The 17,651-nt window shown below is 70.4% G+C and carries 15 protein-coding genes; 13 read left to right on the top strand and 2 right to left on the bottom strand.

The features are described from left to right. Positions 1–7: 7 nt before the first annotated feature. Together VF647_02235 and VF647_02240 are read left to right on the top strand one after the other, a co-directional pair. The gene (locus tag VF647_02235; protein HEX8450883.1) at positions 8–502 is read left to right on the top strand and encodes a low molecular weight protein-tyrosine-phosphatase; all 495 of its coding nucleotides are present in this window, start codon (positions 8–10) and stop codon (positions 500–502) included. Beyond that, a complete protein-coding gene (locus VF647_02240) occupies positions 502–1,371 on the top strand; it encodes a fructosamine kinase family protein (GenBank protein HEX8450884.1) in 870 nt (289 codons plus the stop codon). The genes VF647_02235 and VF647_02240 overlap by 1 nt, the downstream gene beginning before the upstream one ends. 337 nt (positions 1,372–1,708) lie before the next feature. On the opposite strand, the gene VF647_02245 is transcribed toward VF647_02240, so the two are convergent. After that, entirely contained in the window at positions 1,709–2,173 is a 465-nt protein-coding gene (locus VF647_02245; GenBank protein HEX8450885.1) for a type II toxin-antitoxin system ParD family antitoxin, read from the bottom strand. 197 nt (positions 2,174–2,370) lie between these two features. On the opposite strand from VF647_02245, the gene VF647_02250 reads away from it, so the two are divergent. The 6 genes from VF647_02250 (at position 2,371) to VF647_02275 (ending at position 9,854) form a co-directional block, all read left to right on the top strand. Next, complete coding sequence (locus tag VF647_02250) at positions 2,371–3,333, top strand: FAD-dependent oxidoreductase (protein ID HEX8450886.1); 963 nt, start codon at positions 2,371–2,373, stop codon at positions 3,331–3,333. Between the two features lie 91 nt (positions 3,334–3,424). Beyond that, complete coding sequence (locus VF647_02255) at positions 3,425–3,931, top strand: hypothetical protein (GenBank protein HEX8450887.1); 507 nt, start codon at positions 3,425–3,427, stop codon at positions 3,929–3,931. Between the two features lie 6 nt (positions 3,932–3,937). Then, positions 3,938–4,189 carry a hypothetical protein gene (locus VF647_02260; protein HEX8450888.1) on the top strand — a complete coding sequence of 84 codons (252 nt, stop codon included), beginning with the start codon at positions 3,938–3,940 and terminating at the stop codon, positions 4,187–4,189. Positions 4,190–4,363: 174 nt separating this feature from the next. After that, a complete protein-coding gene (locus VF647_02265) occupies positions 4,364–6,850 on the top strand; it encodes an ABC transporter permease (GenBank protein HEX8450889.1) in 2,487 nt (828 codons plus the stop codon). Between the two features lie 209 nt (positions 6,851–7,059). Beyond that, positions 7,060–9,330: an NADP-dependent malic enzyme gene (locus tag VF647_02270; protein HEX8450890.1), complete on the top strand. Its 2,271-nt coding sequence runs from the start codon at positions 7,060–7,062 to the stop codon at positions 9,328–9,330. Then, complete coding sequence (locus VF647_02275; GenBank protein HEX8450891.1) at positions 9,327–9,854, top strand: BsuPI-related putative proteinase inhibitor; 528 nt, start codon at positions 9,327–9,329, stop codon at positions 9,852–9,854. Before VF647_02270 ends, VF647_02275 begins: the two co-directional genes overlap by 4 nt. A gap of 37 nt (positions 9,855–9,891) precedes the next feature. On the opposite strand, the gene VF647_02280 is transcribed toward VF647_02275, so the two are convergent. Then, positions 9,892–10,080, bottom strand: coding sequence for a type II toxin-antitoxin system HicB family antitoxin (locus VF647_02280; protein ID HEX8450892.1), 189 nt, complete (start codon positions 10,078–10,080; stop codon positions 9,892–9,894). Between the two features lie 291 nt (positions 10,081–10,371). On the opposite strand from VF647_02280, the gene VF647_02285 reads away from it, so the two are divergent. The 5 genes from VF647_02285 (at position 10,372) to VF647_02305 (ending at position 17,515) form a co-directional block, all read left to right on the top strand. Then, positions 10,372–11,430 carry a hypothetical protein gene (locus tag VF647_02285; GenBank protein ID HEX8450893.1) on the top strand — a complete coding sequence of 353 codons (1,059 nt, stop codon included), beginning with the start codon at positions 10,372–10,374 and terminating at the stop codon, positions 11,428–11,430. 629 nt (positions 11,431–12,059) lie between these two features. Continuing rightward, a complete protein-coding gene (locus tag VF647_02290; GenBank protein HEX8450894.1) occupies positions 12,060–13,136 on the top strand; it encodes a radical SAM protein in 1,077 nt (358 codons plus the stop codon). Beyond that, positions 13,136–14,254 (top strand): hypothetical protein, encoded by a 1,119-nt coding sequence (locus tag VF647_02295; protein ID HEX8450895.1) that lies wholly within the window; start codon positions 13,136–13,138, stop codon positions 14,252–14,254. Before VF647_02290 ends, VF647_02295 begins: the two co-directional genes overlap by 1 nt. Before the next feature lie 109 nt (positions 14,255–14,363). Beyond that, on the top strand, positions 14,364–17,033 hold the full coding sequence (locus tag VF647_02300) for an IPT/TIG domain-containing protein (GenBank protein HEX8450896.1): 2,670 nt from the start codon (positions 14,364–14,366) through the stop codon (positions 17,031–17,033). Then, positions 17,033–17,515, top strand: a complete 483-nt coding sequence (locus VF647_02305; GenBank protein ID HEX8450897.1) for a hypothetical protein — start codon at positions 17,033–17,035, stop codon at positions 17,513–17,515. Before VF647_02300 ends, VF647_02305 begins: the two co-directional genes overlap by 1 nt. Positions 17,516–17,651 lie beyond the last annotated feature (136 nt).

Here is a 17,651-nt window from a genome sequence, read left to right on the forward strand (position 1 = left end):
CTATCCAATGTCTATCCTGCCCCAACCGACCCGCATCCTCTTCGTCTGCCTCGGCAACATCTGCCGCTCGCCGCTGGCCGAGGCGGTCTTTCGCCACAAGGTGCGCGAGCGCGGCGTGGAGGACCAGTTCGTGATCGACTCGGCCGGGACCTCCGGCTACCACAACGGAGCCCCGCCCGATCCGCGCAGCAGCGAGACCGCGCGCCGCCGAGGCGTGGAGTTGGCCGGCCAGAGCCGCAAGCTGTCGGCGGCCGACCTGCGCCGCTTCGACTACGTGATCGCGATGGACGGCGAGAACCTGCGCGAGATCCGGGCACTGGAATGCGTGGCTGGCGGGAGCGCCCGCATCCACCGCCTGCGCGAGTGGGACCCCGAGGCCTCCGGCGCGGACGTGCCCGATCCGTACTACGGCGGCCCAGGCGGCTTTGACGACGTGCACGACATCGTGGACCGCTCCTGCGAGGCGCTGCTCGACCACCTCCTGGCCGAGCGCCACGCCTGATGCTTCCCAAATCCCTCCGCCGCTCGCTGGAGGCGCATCTCAGCCGCGTCGGTGAAGCGCGGGCGTTGGGCGGCGGGTCGATCAACCATGCGGCGCGCGTGGAGGGGCCGGACGGCGCGTTCTTTGTGAAGTACAGCGAAGATGCGCCTGCCGGGATCTTTGCCGCCGAGGCGCGAGGGCTGGAGGCGCTCGCCGCCGCCTCGGGGTTGGTCGTGCCGCGCGTGCTGGCGATCCGCGACGATCCCGAGCCCGGCACTCCTGCCTGGCTCGCGCTGGAGTGGCTGGAGCCCGCGCCGCGCGCCGCCGATTTCGGTGAGCGGCTGGGGCGCGGGCTGGCCGCGCTGCACCGCTCGCGCGGCGCCTGGGGTTGGGAGGAGGACAACTTCATCGGCTCCCTCCCGCAGGAGAACGCGCCGGCCGGTGCCTGGGCGGACTTCTGGTGGGCGCGCCGCCTTGATCCGCAGCTGCGCCGCGCCCGCGCCGCCGGCCGTCTCCCCGGCCGCGAGCGCGAGTGGGAGCGCCTGCGCGAAGCCCTCCCCCGCCTCCTCGGAGCCGGAGAGGAGGATGGGCCGTCTCTCCTGCACGGCGACCTGTGGAGCGGCAACGTGGTGGCCTCCGCACCCGGCCCGGCGCTCGTGGACCCCGCCGCCTTTCGGGGCCACCGCGAAGTCGACCTCGCGATGACGGAGTTGTTCGGCGGCTTCCCCGCGGATTTCTGCGCCGCCTACGAAGAAGCCTGGCCGCTGCGCCCCGGCTACCGCGAGGAGCGCCGCGGCGTGTACCAGCTCTATTACCTGCTGGTGCACGTCAACCTGTTCGGCGGTGGCTACGTGGCGCAGACGGCGGAGGTGCTGCGCCGGGTCGTGTAGCGTGCACCAGCTTACGGTGCCTCGAATGTAGCGCGATCCAGTTTCCGACGTTGGTGCAGCATGCGTACGATCGGAACGGGTTCGGTTCGCTCTGACCTGACGGTGAGATAGAGGTAGAAGACGCTGTAGGGGTAGCGGCGGACGATCTTCATTCGGATGCCATCGCCCAGGTCGGCTCGAACGCGGCCTGTCTCCGGCCCGAGCCCTGCCCGCCTGCACGAGTCGAGGATTCCCCGCGCCACCCGTTGAGCCGCGGCGGGGTTCCGCTTCACGACGGAGTAGAAGTCGATGATCTGATCCAGATCGCGTGCCGCGTGCGCGGTGATTCGGAATGAGCTCAGACGCGAGACTCCTCGAGGGCGGCGATGCGCTCGAACGCACGCCGGAACACCTCTTCTCCGTCCAACAGGTCCCCTCGCTCGACATCATCCAACCCAAGCTGGATTTCCCGCCGAAGCTCTTCGATCTCCTCCCGGCGCGCCTCCTCCCGCTGCAGCCGGTGAAGTCCTTCCTCCACGAGCTCGCCCGGGCTCGTGGATCGCCCCTCCTGGTCACGCTGCGCCGCAATCGAGCGGAGCACCTCCTCGAAAACCATTTCGCCATCGACCCCCTCGCCCCGGTCGAGCTGTTCGATGCCCGCCTGAACGTCGGTGCGCAACGCCTCCAGCTTCGTGCGGCGCTCCTCTTCGCGCTGGAGCAGCAACAGCCCCGCACGGATCGCCTCGTCCGTGCTGCTGAACTGCCCCGTTCCCACCCGCTCCTGTACCCAGCGGTCCAGCTCTGGCGGCAGCATCCCGTTCATTCATCCTCGCTCGTCCGGGTGATGACGGAGGATCGCTGACCGGCCTGTGCCGTGTCAATCTCCCCTTTCAACACCGCCAGCGGTCGCACACGAGTGGCCGGAGCGCGGCGCGTGGGTGGCGCGCGCATCACGCCTGCGCACGGACCGGTTTCGTGCGGCGGGTTGCGGGCCGTTTCCGGCGCGGTTAGCGTCGGTTCATGGCGAGGAACACTGGGGCGGCGGATGCGCTGGTGATTGGCGCGGGGGTGATCGGGCTGTCGGCGGCGATCCGGCTGCAGGAGGTCGGGATGCGGGTGCGCGTGTGGACCGCGGCGCCGCCGGGGGAGACCACGTCGGCGGTGGCGGCGGCGCTCTGGTATCCGTACCGCGCCTACCCGGCCGAGCGGGTCGCGGTGTGGGGGCAGCGAACCTTCGAGGAGCTCGCGCGGCTGGCGGACGTTCCGGGGACCGGCGTTCGCATGGTCCCCGGCGTGGAGCTGTGGAGGCGGTCCGTGCCCGATCCGGAGTGGGGCGGCGCCATTCCGGGGCTGCGCCGCATACCGCCCGCGGAGCTGCCCGCGGGGTACGTAGATGGGCACACCGTCACCGTGCCCGTGGCGCACATGGGCATCTACCTAGGCTACCTGGCGGACCGGTTCGCGGCGGGCGGCGGGCGCCTGGAGTTGCGGACGGTGCGCGTGCTGGGCCGCGCCGCGCAGTCCGCGCCGCTGGTGGTCAACTGCGCCGGGCTCGGCGCGCGCACGCTCGCCGGCGACGACACCGTGGTGCCCGTTCGCGGGCAGATCGTGCGGGTGGAGAATCCCGGCGTGGAGCGCTTCTGGCTCGACGAGGAGCACCCGGACGGGCTGACGTACATCGTGCCGCGCGGCGACGACTGCATCCTGGGCGGCACGGCGGAGGAGGGGGAGTGGAGCACCGCTCCGGACCCGGAAGTCGCGCGCGCCATCGTCCGCCGCTGCGCGGAGCTGGAGCCGCGGCTGGCGGAGGCGCGCATCCTGGAGCACCGCGTCGGGCTGCGGCCTGGGCGTCCCTCGGTGTGGCTGGATGCGGCGGAGCTTCCCGGAGGTGCGCGCATCATCCACTGCTACGGCCACGGCGGCGCGGGCATGACGCTGTCTTGGGGGTGCGCGGACGAGGTGGCGGAGATTGCTACGAAATGAGGGCTAAGTCCTGATGCTCAATGCTGATTCGCGAAGTCTGGTGCAGGCAACGGAGGCGGGTCAGTAATGGCACGAACCTGCGTGGGCTACGATGATCGTCGTGCAGCACATCGAGACCAGGTGGACCAAGCGGTCGCGGGGGATGCCGGGCGCCGCCGCGCGGAACGCCGTCCCGCGTGTAATGCCGCTGCCCGCGTTTCCGGAGGAGGCACTCGGGATCTGCGTCCACAAGGTCGTGGCGGATGAGGAGCATGGCTACGATCTGCATCAGCGCATGGAGCTCATCGAGCCGGGCCCGGGCTTCATGAGGCACTGGTCTCTGCGGTTCGTGATCGCGGAAACAGCCGTGCTCGTGGAGTTCAGGTACAGCACGGGGGAACACGGGCTGCCACGACGCAGGGAGGGTCGCCACCCCCTGTTCCGGCTCGCACCGGGCGACGTGGGGACGCTGCACATCAATGGGCGGTTCAGCTACACCTCGGGACAGTTCTACAAGCAGCACTTCGTGAACGTCGCCAGCGTGGAGAGCGCTACGCACGATCTCTTCATGCGAGCAACGGCGAATCACTTCGTGGACATGACGGCCGACCTTTTCTAGAGGATCATGACGGAACCCTGGCACCCCGGCGAAACGCCGGAAGAGCAGGCTGCACGCCGTGAAGCGTACCAGCGGCTGGTGGATGGCGCGCAGCGTATCGGCGTGCCGCTCCAGCACCTGCGCGATGGGCTGCGGCAGGTGGCGCACAACGAGGCGGAGACGCGCCGCTTCCTCGCGGAGGACGTGTACGGCGTCCCCGACGAGCTGCTGGACGACATGGTCCGCATCCGCTTCGCGGAGTTGGACGAGGGCGGCTGAGGAGGGGCCGCGTTCCGGCGGTGGGACGGCGAATCCCACAAACGGACACCCGCGCCCGCGCTCCGCGTGGTGCAAACGAATGCGAGACAACGCCTTAGGGTGCGCGCAGGCGCGGAACGGAGGATGCCTTGCACGGGGCGTCGCCTTACGCACGCCTCTCCCCTGAACCAGCGCATGTCAAAGAACCGCATCTCCTGGCTGGACGTGAAGCTCGGCGCCCGCATGCTCGTCAAGCACCCCGGCCTCACGGTGGTGGGCGGGCTGGCGATCGCCGTGGCCGTGGCGGTGTCCACCTCCATGTTCACCTTCATCCACTCGTCGGTCTTCCCGGTGCTGCCGCTCCCGGAGGGCGACCGGATCGTCGCGCTGGAGAACTGGGACGTCAAGGAGAACAACGAGGAGCGGCGAGCGCTGCGCGACCTGGCAGTGTGGCGCACCGAACTGAAGTCAGTGCGCGACGTGGCGGCGTTCCGCGACCTCACGCGCAACCTGATCGGTCCGGGCGGGCCGCCGGAGCCGGTGAAGGTGGCGGAGATGACGGCCTCCGGCTTCAGCGTGGCGCGCGTTCCGCCGCTGCTGGGGCGCTACCTCGTCGCCGCGGACGAGCTTGCCAGCGCGCCGCCCGTGGTGGTGATCGGGCACGACGTGTGGCAGGAGCGGTTCGCGGGGGACCCGGGGGTGATCGGCCGCAGCATCCGGCTGGGGAGCTCGGTCCACACGGTGGTGGGGGTGATGCCGGAGCGCTTCGGCTTTCCCGTAAGCCACAACATCTGGGTCCCGCTGCGGCTGGATCCGGCGCTGTTCGAGCCCAAGTCGGGGCCGGAGATCTACATCTTCGGCCGGCTGGCGCCCGGCGCCACACGCGAGCAGGCGCAGGCGGAGCTCACCACCCTGGGCAAGCGCGCGGCGGCCGCATCGCCGGCCACGCACGCGCAGCTGGAGCCGCGAGTGCTGAAGTACACGGAGCCGATCCTCGACATCCAGGGGATGTCGGTCTGGGAGGTGATCCCCATGCAGCTGGCGGTGACGCTGCTCCTGGTGATCGTGGCCGCCAACGTCTCCATCCTCGTGTACGCGCGAACGGCGTCGCGGCACGGCGAGCTGGCGGTGCGGAGCGCGCTGGGGGCGAGCCGCGCCCGCATCGTCACGCAGCTCTTCGCCGAGATGCTGCTGCTGGCGGGTGGCGCCTCGCTGGTGGGGCTGGCGCTCTCGCAGGTCGGGCTGCGCCTGGTCGATCGCCTGATGTACAACGACCTCGGCACCGGCACTCCGTTCTGGACGGACTACACCGTCTCGCCTCTGACCGTGGCGTGGGTGGTGCTGCTCGCGATCTTTACGGCGGCGGTGGCGGGTGTGGTGCCGGCGCTTACGGCCACGGGGCGGCGGCTGCAGGACAGCCTGCGGCGGGTGAGCGGCGGATCGCAGGGCGGGATGGGCCGGGTGTGGACGACCATGGTGGTGATGCAGGTCGCCATCGCGGTGGCGGGGCTGCCGCTCGCGGTGGCGATGGGGTGGAAGGTGGTGAGCTCCGTCGGCACGCGCCCGGCGTACGATGGCGCGCGGTACATCGCCGCGCCCGTGGCGATGGACGCTGAGCTCCCCGCCGGCGCCGACCCGCAGGAGCACGCCCGCGCGTTGCGCACCCGCTTCGGCGCGCTTCGGCCCGAGCTGGCGCGGCGGCTGGAGGCGGAGCCGGGCGTGTCCGAGGTGGTGTTCTCCACCAACCGCCCTAGCAGTGAGGGGCCGCGCCGCGTGGAGATCGAGGGCGTCCCCGCTCCCGCGGCCGCAAAGGGGCACGAGGCCGGGGTGAACCGCGTGGAGCCGCACTTCTTCCGCGCGTTCGGGGCGCCGGTGCTGGCGGGGCGCGCGTTCACGGCGGCGGACCTGGACACCACCGCCAACACGGTGGTGGTGAACCGCGCCTTCGTGCGCGACCTGCTGGGGGGCGGCAACGCGATCGGCCGGCGCGTGCGCTACGCGGACGTGGGAGAGCGCGGACGGGAGCCGCATCCCAATCCGTGGCTGGAGATCGTGGGGGTGGTGGGGAACCTGGAATCCAACGAGATGGACGAGGAGCACGTCTCCGCCCGCCTGTACCAGCCGCTCCGCGCGGATGGTTCCGCGGGCGCCCTGCTCACTCTGCACGTGCCGCGCGGCGCTCCGGCCAACTTCACGGCCCGGCTGCGCGAGATCGCGGCCGGGGTGGACCCGACGCTGCGCGTGGGCGAGGTGCGCACCCTGTCTTCGATGAACGAGCAGGAGGTGCAGGTCGTCCAGCTGGTGGGGCTGGGGCTCGGCCTGGTGATGCTGAGCGTGCTCCTGCTTTCCGCGGCGGGGATCTACGCGATGATGTCGTTCACCGTGACCCAGCGCCGCAAGGAGATCGGCATCCGCTCCGCGCTCGGGGCGCAGCCGCGGCGGCTGCTGGCGGGGCTGTTCAGGCGCGCGGCGTGGCAACTCGCGCTGGGGGTGGGTGTCGGCGTGGGGATCGCGTTCCTCCTGGACCTCGCCTCGGATGGGGAAATGATGGGGGTGCGGGGCGCGGTGGCGGTGCCCGCGGTCGCGGTGGTCATGCTGGTGGTGGGGCTTTTGGCCACCTTTGGTCCGGCGCGGCGGGGGCTGCGCATCGAGCCGAGCGAGGCGTTGCGGGCGGAGGGGTGAGGCGCGGGGGTCGGTGCGTGTCGCGGGCGCCGGGGGACGCGCGGTAGATCCTTCGCTTCGCGCCAGAGGTTGGAGGCGGGGCGAGGACGGTGAGGCGCGTCGCTCAGGATGACAGGGACCGGGGCTCCGTGCCGCGCTTGACACCCGCCTGCCCTTCCGGGTACCCTGTCCGGCTCGCGAAAAGGAGCCCGGAAGCAGGCGGAGCAACGATGTCGGATCGCAGACAGGACGCGCTGGACTACCACAGCAGCGGGCGCCGCGGCAAGATCGCGGTGGTGCCCACGAAGCCGGCGAGCACGCAGCGCGACCTCTCGCTGGCCTACTCGCCCGGGGTGGCGGAGCCGTGCCGCGAGATCGCGCGCGATCCCGAGGACGTCTTCAAGTACACGGCGCGCGGCAACCTTGTGGCGGTCGTGTCCAACGGCACGGCGGTACTGGGGCTGGGCAACATCGGGCCGCTTGCCGCCAAGCCGGTGATGGAGGGGAAGGGAGTCCTCTTCAAGCGCTTCGCCGACATCGACGTCTTCGACCTGGAGGTCGCGTCGGAGAACGCGGACGACGTGATCCGCTTCTGCGAGCTGCTGGAGCCCACCGTCGGCGGGATCAACCTGGAGGACATCGGCGCGCCGGAGTGCTTCTACATCGAGGAAGAGCTGAAGCGCCGCCTGGACATCCCCGTCTTCCACGACGACCAGCACGGGACGGCCGTCATCAGCGGCGCCGCCCTCCTCAACGCGCTGGACGTGGTGGGGAAGAAGATCGAGGAGATCCGCGTCGTCTTCTCCGGCGCGGGCGCGGCGGCGATCGCCACGGCGGAGCACTACGTGACGCTCGGGGTGCGGCGCGGCAACATCCTGATGACGGACAGCAAGGGCGTCATCCGCACCGATCGCGATCCATCGCGGCTGGACCCGTACAAGGCCCGCTTCGCCCGCGACACCGACGCGCACACCCTGGCCGACGCCATGGCGGGCGCGGACGTCTTCGTGGGCCTCTCCATCGCCGGGGCGGTGACGCCGGAGATGGTCGCGTCCATGGCCGAGCGCCCCATCGTCTTCGCGCTCGCCAACCCGGACCCCGAGATCCTCCCCGAGGCGGTGCACGCCGTCCGGCCCGACGCCATCATGGCCACGGGGCGCACCGACTATCCCAACCAGATCAACAACGTCCTGGGCTTCCCCTTCATCTTTCGGGGGGCGCTGGACGTGCGCGCGCGCGCCATCAACGACGAGATGAAGATGGCCGCCACCCGCGCCCTCGCCGAGCTGGCGCGGATGGACGTCCCGGAGTCGGTGGAGCGGGCGTACGGCGGCACGCGATTCCGCTTCGGCCCGGACTACCTGATCCCCACCCCGTTCGACCCGCGCATCATGCTGTGGGTGGCCCCCGCCGTGGCGAAGGCCGCCATGGACACGGGCGTGGCGCGCATCACGCTCGACCTGGCCGAGTACCGCCAGCAGCTCGAGGGGCGCCTCGGCCGCGGGCGCGAGGTGATGCGCGACATCATGAACCGCGCGCGCCGCGACCCGCGCCGCATCGTCTTTCCCGAGGGCGAGCACGAGCGCGTGATCCGCGCCGCCGCGCTGGTGGTGGGCGAAGGAATCGCGGAGCCGATCCTCCTGGGCCGCCCCGAGCGCATCGCGCGCACGGCCGAGGCGCTGGGCGCGTCGCTGGACGGCGTGCGCATCGTCGACCGCCTTGCCGACGACGCGCAGCTGGAGCGCTACGCCCAGCTCCTCTACGCCCGCCGCTGGCGCAAGGGGATGACGCTGGCCGACGCACAGGCCGAGGTGCGCCGCGCCGTCCCCTTCGGCTGCATGATGGTGAACGAGGGCGAGGCGGACGGCCTGGTGGCGGGCGAGGACATGTACTACCCGGAGACGATCCGCCCCGCGCTGCAGGTGGTGGGCACGGCGCCGGGGGTGTCGCACGTGGCGGGGCTGTACATGATGATCATGGAGAACGACCTGATGTTCTTCGCCGACACCACGGTCAACATCGATCCCGACGCGGAGACGCTGGCCGAGATCGCCACCCTGTCCGCGGCGTTCGTGCGGCGGCTGGGGCTGGTGCCGCGGGTGGCGATGCTCTCCTTCTCCAACTTCGGCTCCTCGCGCTCCCCGCAGGCCAGCCGCGTGCGCCGCGCCGCCGACCTGGTGAAGGCGCGCGAGCCCGGCCTGGAGATCGACGGCGAGATGCAGGTGGAGGCCGCCGTGGACCCCGAGCTGCGCCGCTCCGTGTACCCGCACAGCACGCTCACGGGTGCCCCCAACGTCCTGATCTTCCCCAACCTGGACGCCGCCAACATCGCCTACAAGCTGATGATGAAGCTCGGCAAGGTGGAGGCGTTCGGCCCCATCCTGCTCGGCATGGCGCACCCCATCCACGTCCTCCAGCGCCGCAGCGAGGCCGTGGAGATCGCGAACCTCACCGCGCTGGCGGTGGTGGACGCGCAGGAGCGGGGGGAGCGGCAGGGGTGAGGGAAGCCTTGCAACGTGTGGCGCTGACGATCACCGCCCTGTGCGGCCTCCTTGCAGGTGGCTGCATAGACGCTCTATCCACGCGCCGTTCTCCGCCTGACCCTCCTGCTCCAGCCACGGCCGCCCTGCTCGATCCCGCGGCCATCTCACTGAACTTGCAGATCCCCTCCACCGTCAAGCCAGGCGAAGCGGTTCCACTGCTCCTGGTCGCTCGGAACGATTCCAGCCAGGCGGTCTACCTGGGAACCGGGGACAGCACGACCACTTTCGACATCCGGATTGTAGACCGCTCTGGGAAGACCGTGTGGAGGCGGATGCATGACCGAGAAGCTCTCGCATCTTTGCATGAGCACACCCTTGCGCCTGGTCAGGATTTGCGCTTCGCGGATACCTGGGACCAGCGCTCGAACGAAGGGGCGCGGGTGCCTGCGGGGATTTACAGCGTGCAGGGTCTCCTCGACGCACAGGGAGAGGCAGATCTGAAGACGACTCCCAAGCGGTTGGAGATTTCGCCGCAACCGTAGCTGTGGAGGTGAGTCGGTCGGGGCGCTTGAGCACCAGCTAAATGCAGTTGAGGCTGCGAGCCGGAGTGGAGGTGTCCGGCCCCAGCGCCTCCTCCAGCGCGGAGCGCAAATTCTCAAGTAACTCCTGTCGAGTTCCTGCCTGAGAATTTACGCCGGGCACCTCTTCGATCCAGCCGATCCACCAACGGTCTCGCTGCTGGATGACCGCGTTGTAGTTCGGTTCCATGCAACTCGTCGCGGCCGGGCGTTGGGTCGTGAGTTCGAACGTTCCGAGGTACACGTTAGCGAGCCGTACCCGGAAGAGAAAGTCGTAATTGGATGAGCAGGCGAAACCAGCCAGCGTCCGTACGGCGCGGTTCAGGCGGCGGCCGACATAGCCTGTTCTCCGCGCGTTCAGGGGCGTGATCCGGGCACTTGGGTGGGCGTCCTCGCATGTTTGCTTGCGGCGAGGACGGATGGGGCACACACTGCGGCGCGTCCGCAAGATTCTTCACGTTCCCCTCAAGCAAGGGGCCCCATGATCGACACACACCTGCCTGCGCGCGTATCCGCCGGCGTGCTCCGTCGCTCCATCTACATGGCCTTCTTCTTCCTCCTGCTCGCGCTCCCGTCCGCCGCGGCGGGGCAGCCCACGACGCGGGGGCGGGCGCAGGCCGCGCCGCCGGCCGGCGATCCTTGCGCGGTGCTGAACTCGGGCGGAACGGTGTTCGACACGCGGGAGTGCGCCGAGCTGGCCGCCACCGGGATGCTGGTGCGGCCGGCTGCATGGACGATCCTGGCCGGGAGGAGCTACCTCTGGAAGGTCGTCACCGGCGTGGCTACCGGCACGGATACGTCGGGCCGCACCGGCGTGGCGGGAGCACGCGTGGGGACCACCGGGACGTATTCGGACGGCGCGGGGTTGAAGGACCTCACCGCGCGCGGCGGCATGCCGGTGGCGCTGGTGCGGGCGAGCGACCGCGCCGTGCTGGCGCGCGCCGTGAGCGCGGCGGATGGGAGCTTCCGGCTCACGGTTCCCGCCGACGCCAGCGGGGAGCTGCGGCTGGTGGGATTCCCGTGGGTCGGCACGGCGCCGCCCGAGTACACGGTGGTGTGCAACGGCGCGGGGCAGTGCTTCGACTACTGCCCGCTTCCGTCCATGCCGGCCACGCTGGAGCCCATGTGCGTAGAGGACCCCGGGATCGGGCTCATGGCGGTGGGCGCGCCGGTGGGTCCCACGCAGGGCCCGGCCGGCGCCATCGCGGGGGAGTACGCCGTCACCATCGCCGCGGCGGACCTTTCCGCCTCCACCCCGGGCGACGTACGGGGCATGGTTGTGGGGAGCTGGCGGCTTGTCTTCACGCCTCGGGCTGACGTCGTCGTGTCAGTGGGCGGCCGCGAAGTGGTGCGGTCGGGGATCGTGGTCCGCGGCGACACGATTCTGTTCCCCGCCACGGACAGCGGACCGTACGCCTGCCACCGGCCCGGCACCTACACGTGGAGCAGAATGGGCCGGGAGCTGACGCTGACAAGGGTGTCGGACGAGTGCCCGGGGCGCGTCGCGGTGCTGACGACGCACCCCCTCGCCATGCGGTAGCGTTGTCGCACGCAGCGACGCAGGGAGTAACAACAGAGTATAAAAGCCTCACCAGAGGCCAGAGAGGGCACTGAAAGCCACGGAGAAACCTTTTTGCGGTTCTCTCTGTGGCTCTGTGTCTCTGTGTGAGCCATGCAGTTGCAGTTCTCCAGCCGCGCCTTTCGACCCGACGTGGGAAGGACTGGCCGAAACGGCTCTGCCGTGTGCGAAAAATCGAGGCACCACGCGTGCTAAATGATTTTCAACCCGCCATTTAGAGGTCGCAAGAATCGCTTGTGTCGGCCCAGTGCGCGCATTAGCTTATCGAAGCCCGCCACGACCTCGACCAGTTCCTCACCGCCGTACCCGCCGCCCCTCTCCCTCTTCCCGGACCACGATGAGCCGCAACGCTTCGCCCATCCCTTCGATTTCTCCGCGCGCGACGCAACGGTCTGTCTGGGTAGCTCCTGAAGTCCGGGATCTGCCGCGTCTCACCGATCTTACGCTGCAGACCGGCGGCGACATCCCGAGCGAGGGAAGCACCGGCGGCGGCGGCGGAACGGTCGTGGGAGGGTAGATCCTTCTCGTCGTCGAAACGCCCTCCCCGACCTCTTCCTTTGAATCCCCTCCCGCTCTCCCGGCCCGCACCGATGCTCGTTGGAATCGCGATTACGGAGCATTGCAACCTGCGTTGCGCCCACTGCATTCGCGATGACGTGACTACGGTGCGCAACCTGGACGTGGGTCTGATCCACTCCATCGCGGAGCAGGCAGGCGCGCTCTGGAACGACGTGGAGATCCACATGACGGGCGGCGAGCCGACGATCCACCCCGGATGGGACCGGATCGTCGCCGGGCTGCATGAGCGGGGGGTGCGCTACTCGTTCACGAGCAACGGGTGGCACATGCGGCGGCTGATCCCCGGGCTGGACCGCTCGCCCCCCGCGCGGGTGCGCCTCTCGCTCTCCGGGGGCGACGAAGCGGTTCACGATGCGGAGCGCGGGCGCGGATCATTCCGCCGCATCCTGATCGCAATCGCGCTGCTGACGTCGCGGGGCATTCCGACTTCGCTCGGATTCCTGGTGGACCGGCGCGACCGGCACCAGCTGCGCCAGGCCGCGGACCTCGCGGAGGCGCTCGGGTGCACCGCGATCAGCTTCGTCCTGGCGCAGCCGGTGGGCGGGAGCGCGGCACGCGACACGGATCTCGCGCCGCACGAGTGGTACGCCGTGCGCGACGAGATCATCGCGCTGGGCCGGGAAGCCCGCCGTACGCGCGTGCGGCTCGACTATGGGTCTCCCTCCGTGGGCGAGGAGATGGTGTGCGACAGCTTCGAGCGGAAGCGCGTGTACGTCGACGCTCGCGGACGCCTCTCCATCTGCTGCCAGCTGAGCGAGTACGGCTTCAACGACGCCGACGTGGTGGCGGATCTCCACGAGCACACGCTGGCCGAGATATGGCCGCGCTACGTCGCCGCGCTCGAGCTGCAGCGCATCGCCGCCGCCCCGCGCGGCGACGGCGGCGAGCTCGATCGGTTCCCCTGCATCCGCTGCGCGCGTTCCATGGGCAAGATGCAATGGCTGCGCGCGTATCCGCAGAGTCCCTGGGCGGCCGCGGCCGAGCCCGGCCTCCGCCCTGTTCCGCGCAGCATCGTGTCGCTGACCTACGCCCGCGGAAGCCGCGTGTCCGACGCCGTCAACTCCTCCGTCGCAGTGGTGGGCGCATGATGCCCCGTGCAAGATTCGGCCTGGCGCTCGTCGCGTGCGGTCTCCTTCTCGGCGGTTGCGATTCGCCTGCGGGGCCGGGCGAGCGGGCGCCTCTGAGCGTGATCGTCGCAGGGCGGCTGGAGCGTGGCTCCACGATCCACGTCAGCGCCGCTCGCGGGGACGTCGCGCTCTCCCCCGCGAACGTGACGTACTCCTTCGATCCGGCCGATGCGGTGCAGCCGCTCGGGGGCGACTCCGTGCGGCTGGTCCGCGCGGGGACCGTCAGCGTCGTGGTGACCGTGAAGGGTGAGTCCGCCACGCAGGCGCTGGCGGTGGCCGTGCCGCCTTCCATCGTGTTCGACCGGGTGGCGAACGGCAACCGCGACATCTGGCGTGTCGCGCTGGATGGCGGCGAGCTCACGCAGATCACCACGGACCTGGCGGATGACCTGGACCCGACCGTGGCGGCGGGGCGGCTGGTATTCGTCAGCTTCCGTGCGGACCGCAACGCGGAGCTCTTTTCCATGCCGCTCGCCGGCGGCGCGGCGACGCGCATCACGACCAGCGCCACCAACGAAAGCGCTCCGGCGCTCTCCCGGGACGGGAGCCGCCTGGCGTACGCGCTGGATGTGGCCGGTGTGACCAAGCTGTTCAGGGCGGCGGGCGACGGGAGCGGACGGGCGCAGGCGCTCGCCAGCTCGGCCGAAGCGGTGGAATCGTCCCCGTCGTGGGCTCCCGCGGATGGCAGCCTCGTATTCATGTCGACCGTGAACGGCACCGCGGACCTGTTCGAGCTTCCGCTCGCCGGCACCGCGACGCAGCTCGTTGGCGGGAACTCGGCGGACGTCGAACCCGCGGTGAGCGGAGATGGGCGCTTCGTGGCGTTCGCGAGCACCCGTTCCGGAAACGACGGCGCCGACATCTTCGTCCTGCGCCGGTCGGATGGGCAGATCGTGCGGCTCACCAACCGCGCCGCTTCGGAAGGTCAGCCGGCCTGGACCGCGGACGGCCGCCTGGTCTACACCGAGTTCGGCGCCGACGGCGGCCGGCTCCGCTGGGTCGATCCCGCCGCGCCCGGGGTGATCCACGAGATCGACACCGGCGCCGGAAGCGCGCGCAACCCGTCTTCCATACCGTGACGAGCGTGTAGTCACGGCTTTCCACGGGCGCCGGCGCTCCGCCGCCGCCCCTCCGCTTCCCGGGCAGGTGCCCGTGGCAGCCCTCCCCGCACCGCCCGAGGCCGCACCGATGCGACTCCACCTTCCCGGCCGCACACGCCCGTACGGCGTGGCACTGGTCCTCCTTGCCGCCGCGTGCAGCGACCGTCCGTCCAACCCGATGGCCGCCCTGCAGCCGGACGCACCTCCGGGCACCACCGCGCAGCTCGCCTGCACGGCGGCCGTCGCCACGGGGATCGTGACGTGCGAGCCGCTCGCGCCCGAGGGCGCCTCGTTCGACCGGCGCCCCGGTGCCCCCGCGCTCGACCGCCGCACGGTGGGCGGCCAGGGCACGTACCTGCGGCTCAACTCGTCGAACGTGGCGTACGCGAGCGAGGTGTTCGCGTTCGACCTGGCGGTGCAGAACCTGTCCAACCTCGCCATGGCCACCGACGACGGCACCGTCCCCAACCTGGAGGGTGTGCGCGTGGTGATCCCCGCGGCGCCGGTGGCCACCAGCGGCACGGGGCAGATCACGGTGGCGAACGAGACGGGGCAGGCGGTGTTCAGCGGATCCGAGCCGCAGGACTACTTCCAGTACGGCGGCAGCGCGGGTACGGAGCTCGGCGTGGACGGGATCCTGGCGTCGGGCGAAGCCTCGGCAACCAAGCGCTGGCAGTTCAACGTCCCGGCCACGGTCAACACCTTCACCTTCACGCTCTGGGTGGCGACGCGCATGCCGGCCGGGGCGCTCCAGACGATCGCGCCGCAGATCACCAGCGTGTCGCCGTCGCCGATGGTGCCGGGCGCCACGGCCACGATCACCGGGATCAACTTCGACCCCACGGCCGCCAACAACGTCGTCAACATCAACGGGACGAACGTGGTGCCGAGCGCGGCCACCGCGACCTCGCTCACCGTCACGGTGCCGTGCGTCCTGTCCGGGAACGTGCCCGTCTACGCCACGCGCCCCAACCTGCGCGGAGCGACGAAGACCGCCGCCCTGCAGGGGAACCAGCGGACGGTGGGGATCGGGCAGGCGCTCATCGTGACCAACAACGCGGAAGTGGCGTGCAACGAGCTGGCCCCCGCCGGGGGCGCGGCGCGCTACATCGTATCCGTATACAGCGCCAGCGCGTCTCCCTCGTCCAGCTCCCCGTTCCAGCTCGTTCCCGACGGCGATCCGGTGGTACCCGCCGTGGAGGCGGCCCCGGCGAGCGTGACGCTCCCCGGGCTGTACGCGCAGGTGGCCAACGCGGCCCAGATGCAGGCTGACGAGCGTCACGAGGAGCTGCTGGAGAAGAACCGCATCGCGTACGAGGAGCTTCGCGGCCGGAACGCGGGGATGCAGAACCGCGCCCGCCGCAACGTGGTGGCCGCCGCACAGGTGGAGCCGCCGGTGACGCGCACCTTCCGCGTCTCCAACATCAACGTGGGCGGCATCTGCACCAACTTCTACGTGGTGAGCGCCACCCGCGTGTACTACAACGGGAAGCTCGCCATCTACGAGGACGACGCCACGCCGGCCGGCTTCAAGTCTTCGCTGAACGCCACCATGGCCGCGAACTACCAGAAGATCGGCGACCAGTTCAACGCCGACATGGAGCCCGTGATCCGCAACAACTTCGGCGACATCCTGCGCCGGGACGCGGAGACGGACAACAACGGGGTGCTGGTGGCGCTCTTCACACCGCGCATCAACAACTCGTTCCAGGGCGTGGCGGGCTTCGTGGTCTCGTGCGACCAGTTCGCCAACACCGATACGACCACCTACGCCGTGGGCGGCCCGTACACCGGACCCGCCGGCAGCAACGCGTCCAGCAACTTCGGCCAGTTCTTCTACGCCTACCAGCCGGTGGTGGCGGGGTCGGGCTACAGCGGCAACACCGCCGACAACTGGTACCGTACGATCCGCTCCACCTTCATCCACGAGACCAAGCACGTGGTGTCGATGGCCGCGCGCACGGAGAACAACGCGCCGCTGGAGAACGCGTGGCTCGAGGAAGGAACGGCGCGACACTCCGAGGAGCTGTGGATGCGCAACGCGGTGGACAACGTGGCGTGGAAGGGGAACACCGGGTATGGAAGCGCCGCGACCCCGGTCAACACCTACTGCGACGCCCGCTCCACCTCCGCCGCGTGCAACGCCAACACACGCCGGCCCGCCAGCATCATGCAGCGGCACTTCAGCGCCATGGCCATGCACATGTTCTCGACCAACGCGTCGCTCCTGTCGCCGTTCGGGCCAACCCCGGAGGACAACGGCTCGTACTGGTACGCGATCTCGTGGTCGCTGGTCCGCTACTCGATCGACCGGTACGCCGCGTCGGACGCCGCCTTCTTCTCGGCGCTGACGGAATCCAGCGACGTGGGGGTGACCAACCTGTCCAACCGCGTGGGCGTGCCCATCGACCAGCTCCTGGGCGGATGGTCGCTTGCGCTCGCGGCGGACGACCACCCGCTGCTGGCCGGTCCGGCAAACCCGGACATCCAGATGCCCACCTGGAACTTCAGGAACATCTACGCGGGCTTCAACACCGACTTCCCGAATTCGTACACGACGCCGTACCCGCTCGTGCCGACGGCGCTCCCCTTCGGCGCCTTCACGGCACCGGGCGCCACGACCACGCTGCGCGGCGGCGGCGTGCGCTGGTTCGAGTTCTCGGGCACGCAGACGGCCCCGCAGCTGATCAAGCTGCAGGGGAGCGGCGGCGGCACCATCCCCAGCACGCTGCGGCTGGCGGTCACGCGGATCCAGTAGTGAAGCTGTCCATCGTGGCTCCCTGCGCGCTCGCCGTGGCGTGCGCGCCGGGAGCCCCGCCCCCCGCCGAGGCCCGCGCCGCCGCCGACACCCTGCGCGGCCGGGTGGAGGTGGTGGGCTCCGAGCCGGGAACCACGATCGCGCTCATGGACCCTCGCGGCGGCGCGGTGACGCTGGAAGGGGAGCGCGCCGTCCTCCTGCAGCTCGCCGCGCTCGAAGTGATGGTGCGAGGCCGCCCCGATGGCCCGCGCACCTTTCGCGTGGAGCGCGTCTCCGTCCGCGCCGCCGAGGGTGTACCCGCCGTGGACGGCGTCCTCGCGCGCGACGGCACCCGCGACGTCCTGGTGCTGGAGGACGGGCGCCGGGTGCCGCTCGCCTTCACCCCGGCTGCGCTACGCGGAAAGTACGGCGCGCGCATCTGGCTCGCCGGCCCGCTGGACCGGGCCCCCGACACCTTCGGCATCATCACCGAAGCGCCATAGCCGGCTGCAGACGCTCTAGCGCAAATAGTTGGGGGGTGGGACCGCACCGGCATGCGGTTCCACCCCTCGCTTTCTGACCGAGACCTGCGAGGCAGTCCACCTCAGCAGCAGGACGCGCGTCGTACGTCAGTTGCGC

This window comes from Longimicrobium sp., assembly GCA_036387335.1.
Classification (GTDB): domain Bacteria; phylum Gemmatimonadota; class Gemmatimonadetes; order Longimicrobiales; family Longimicrobiaceae; genus Longimicrobium.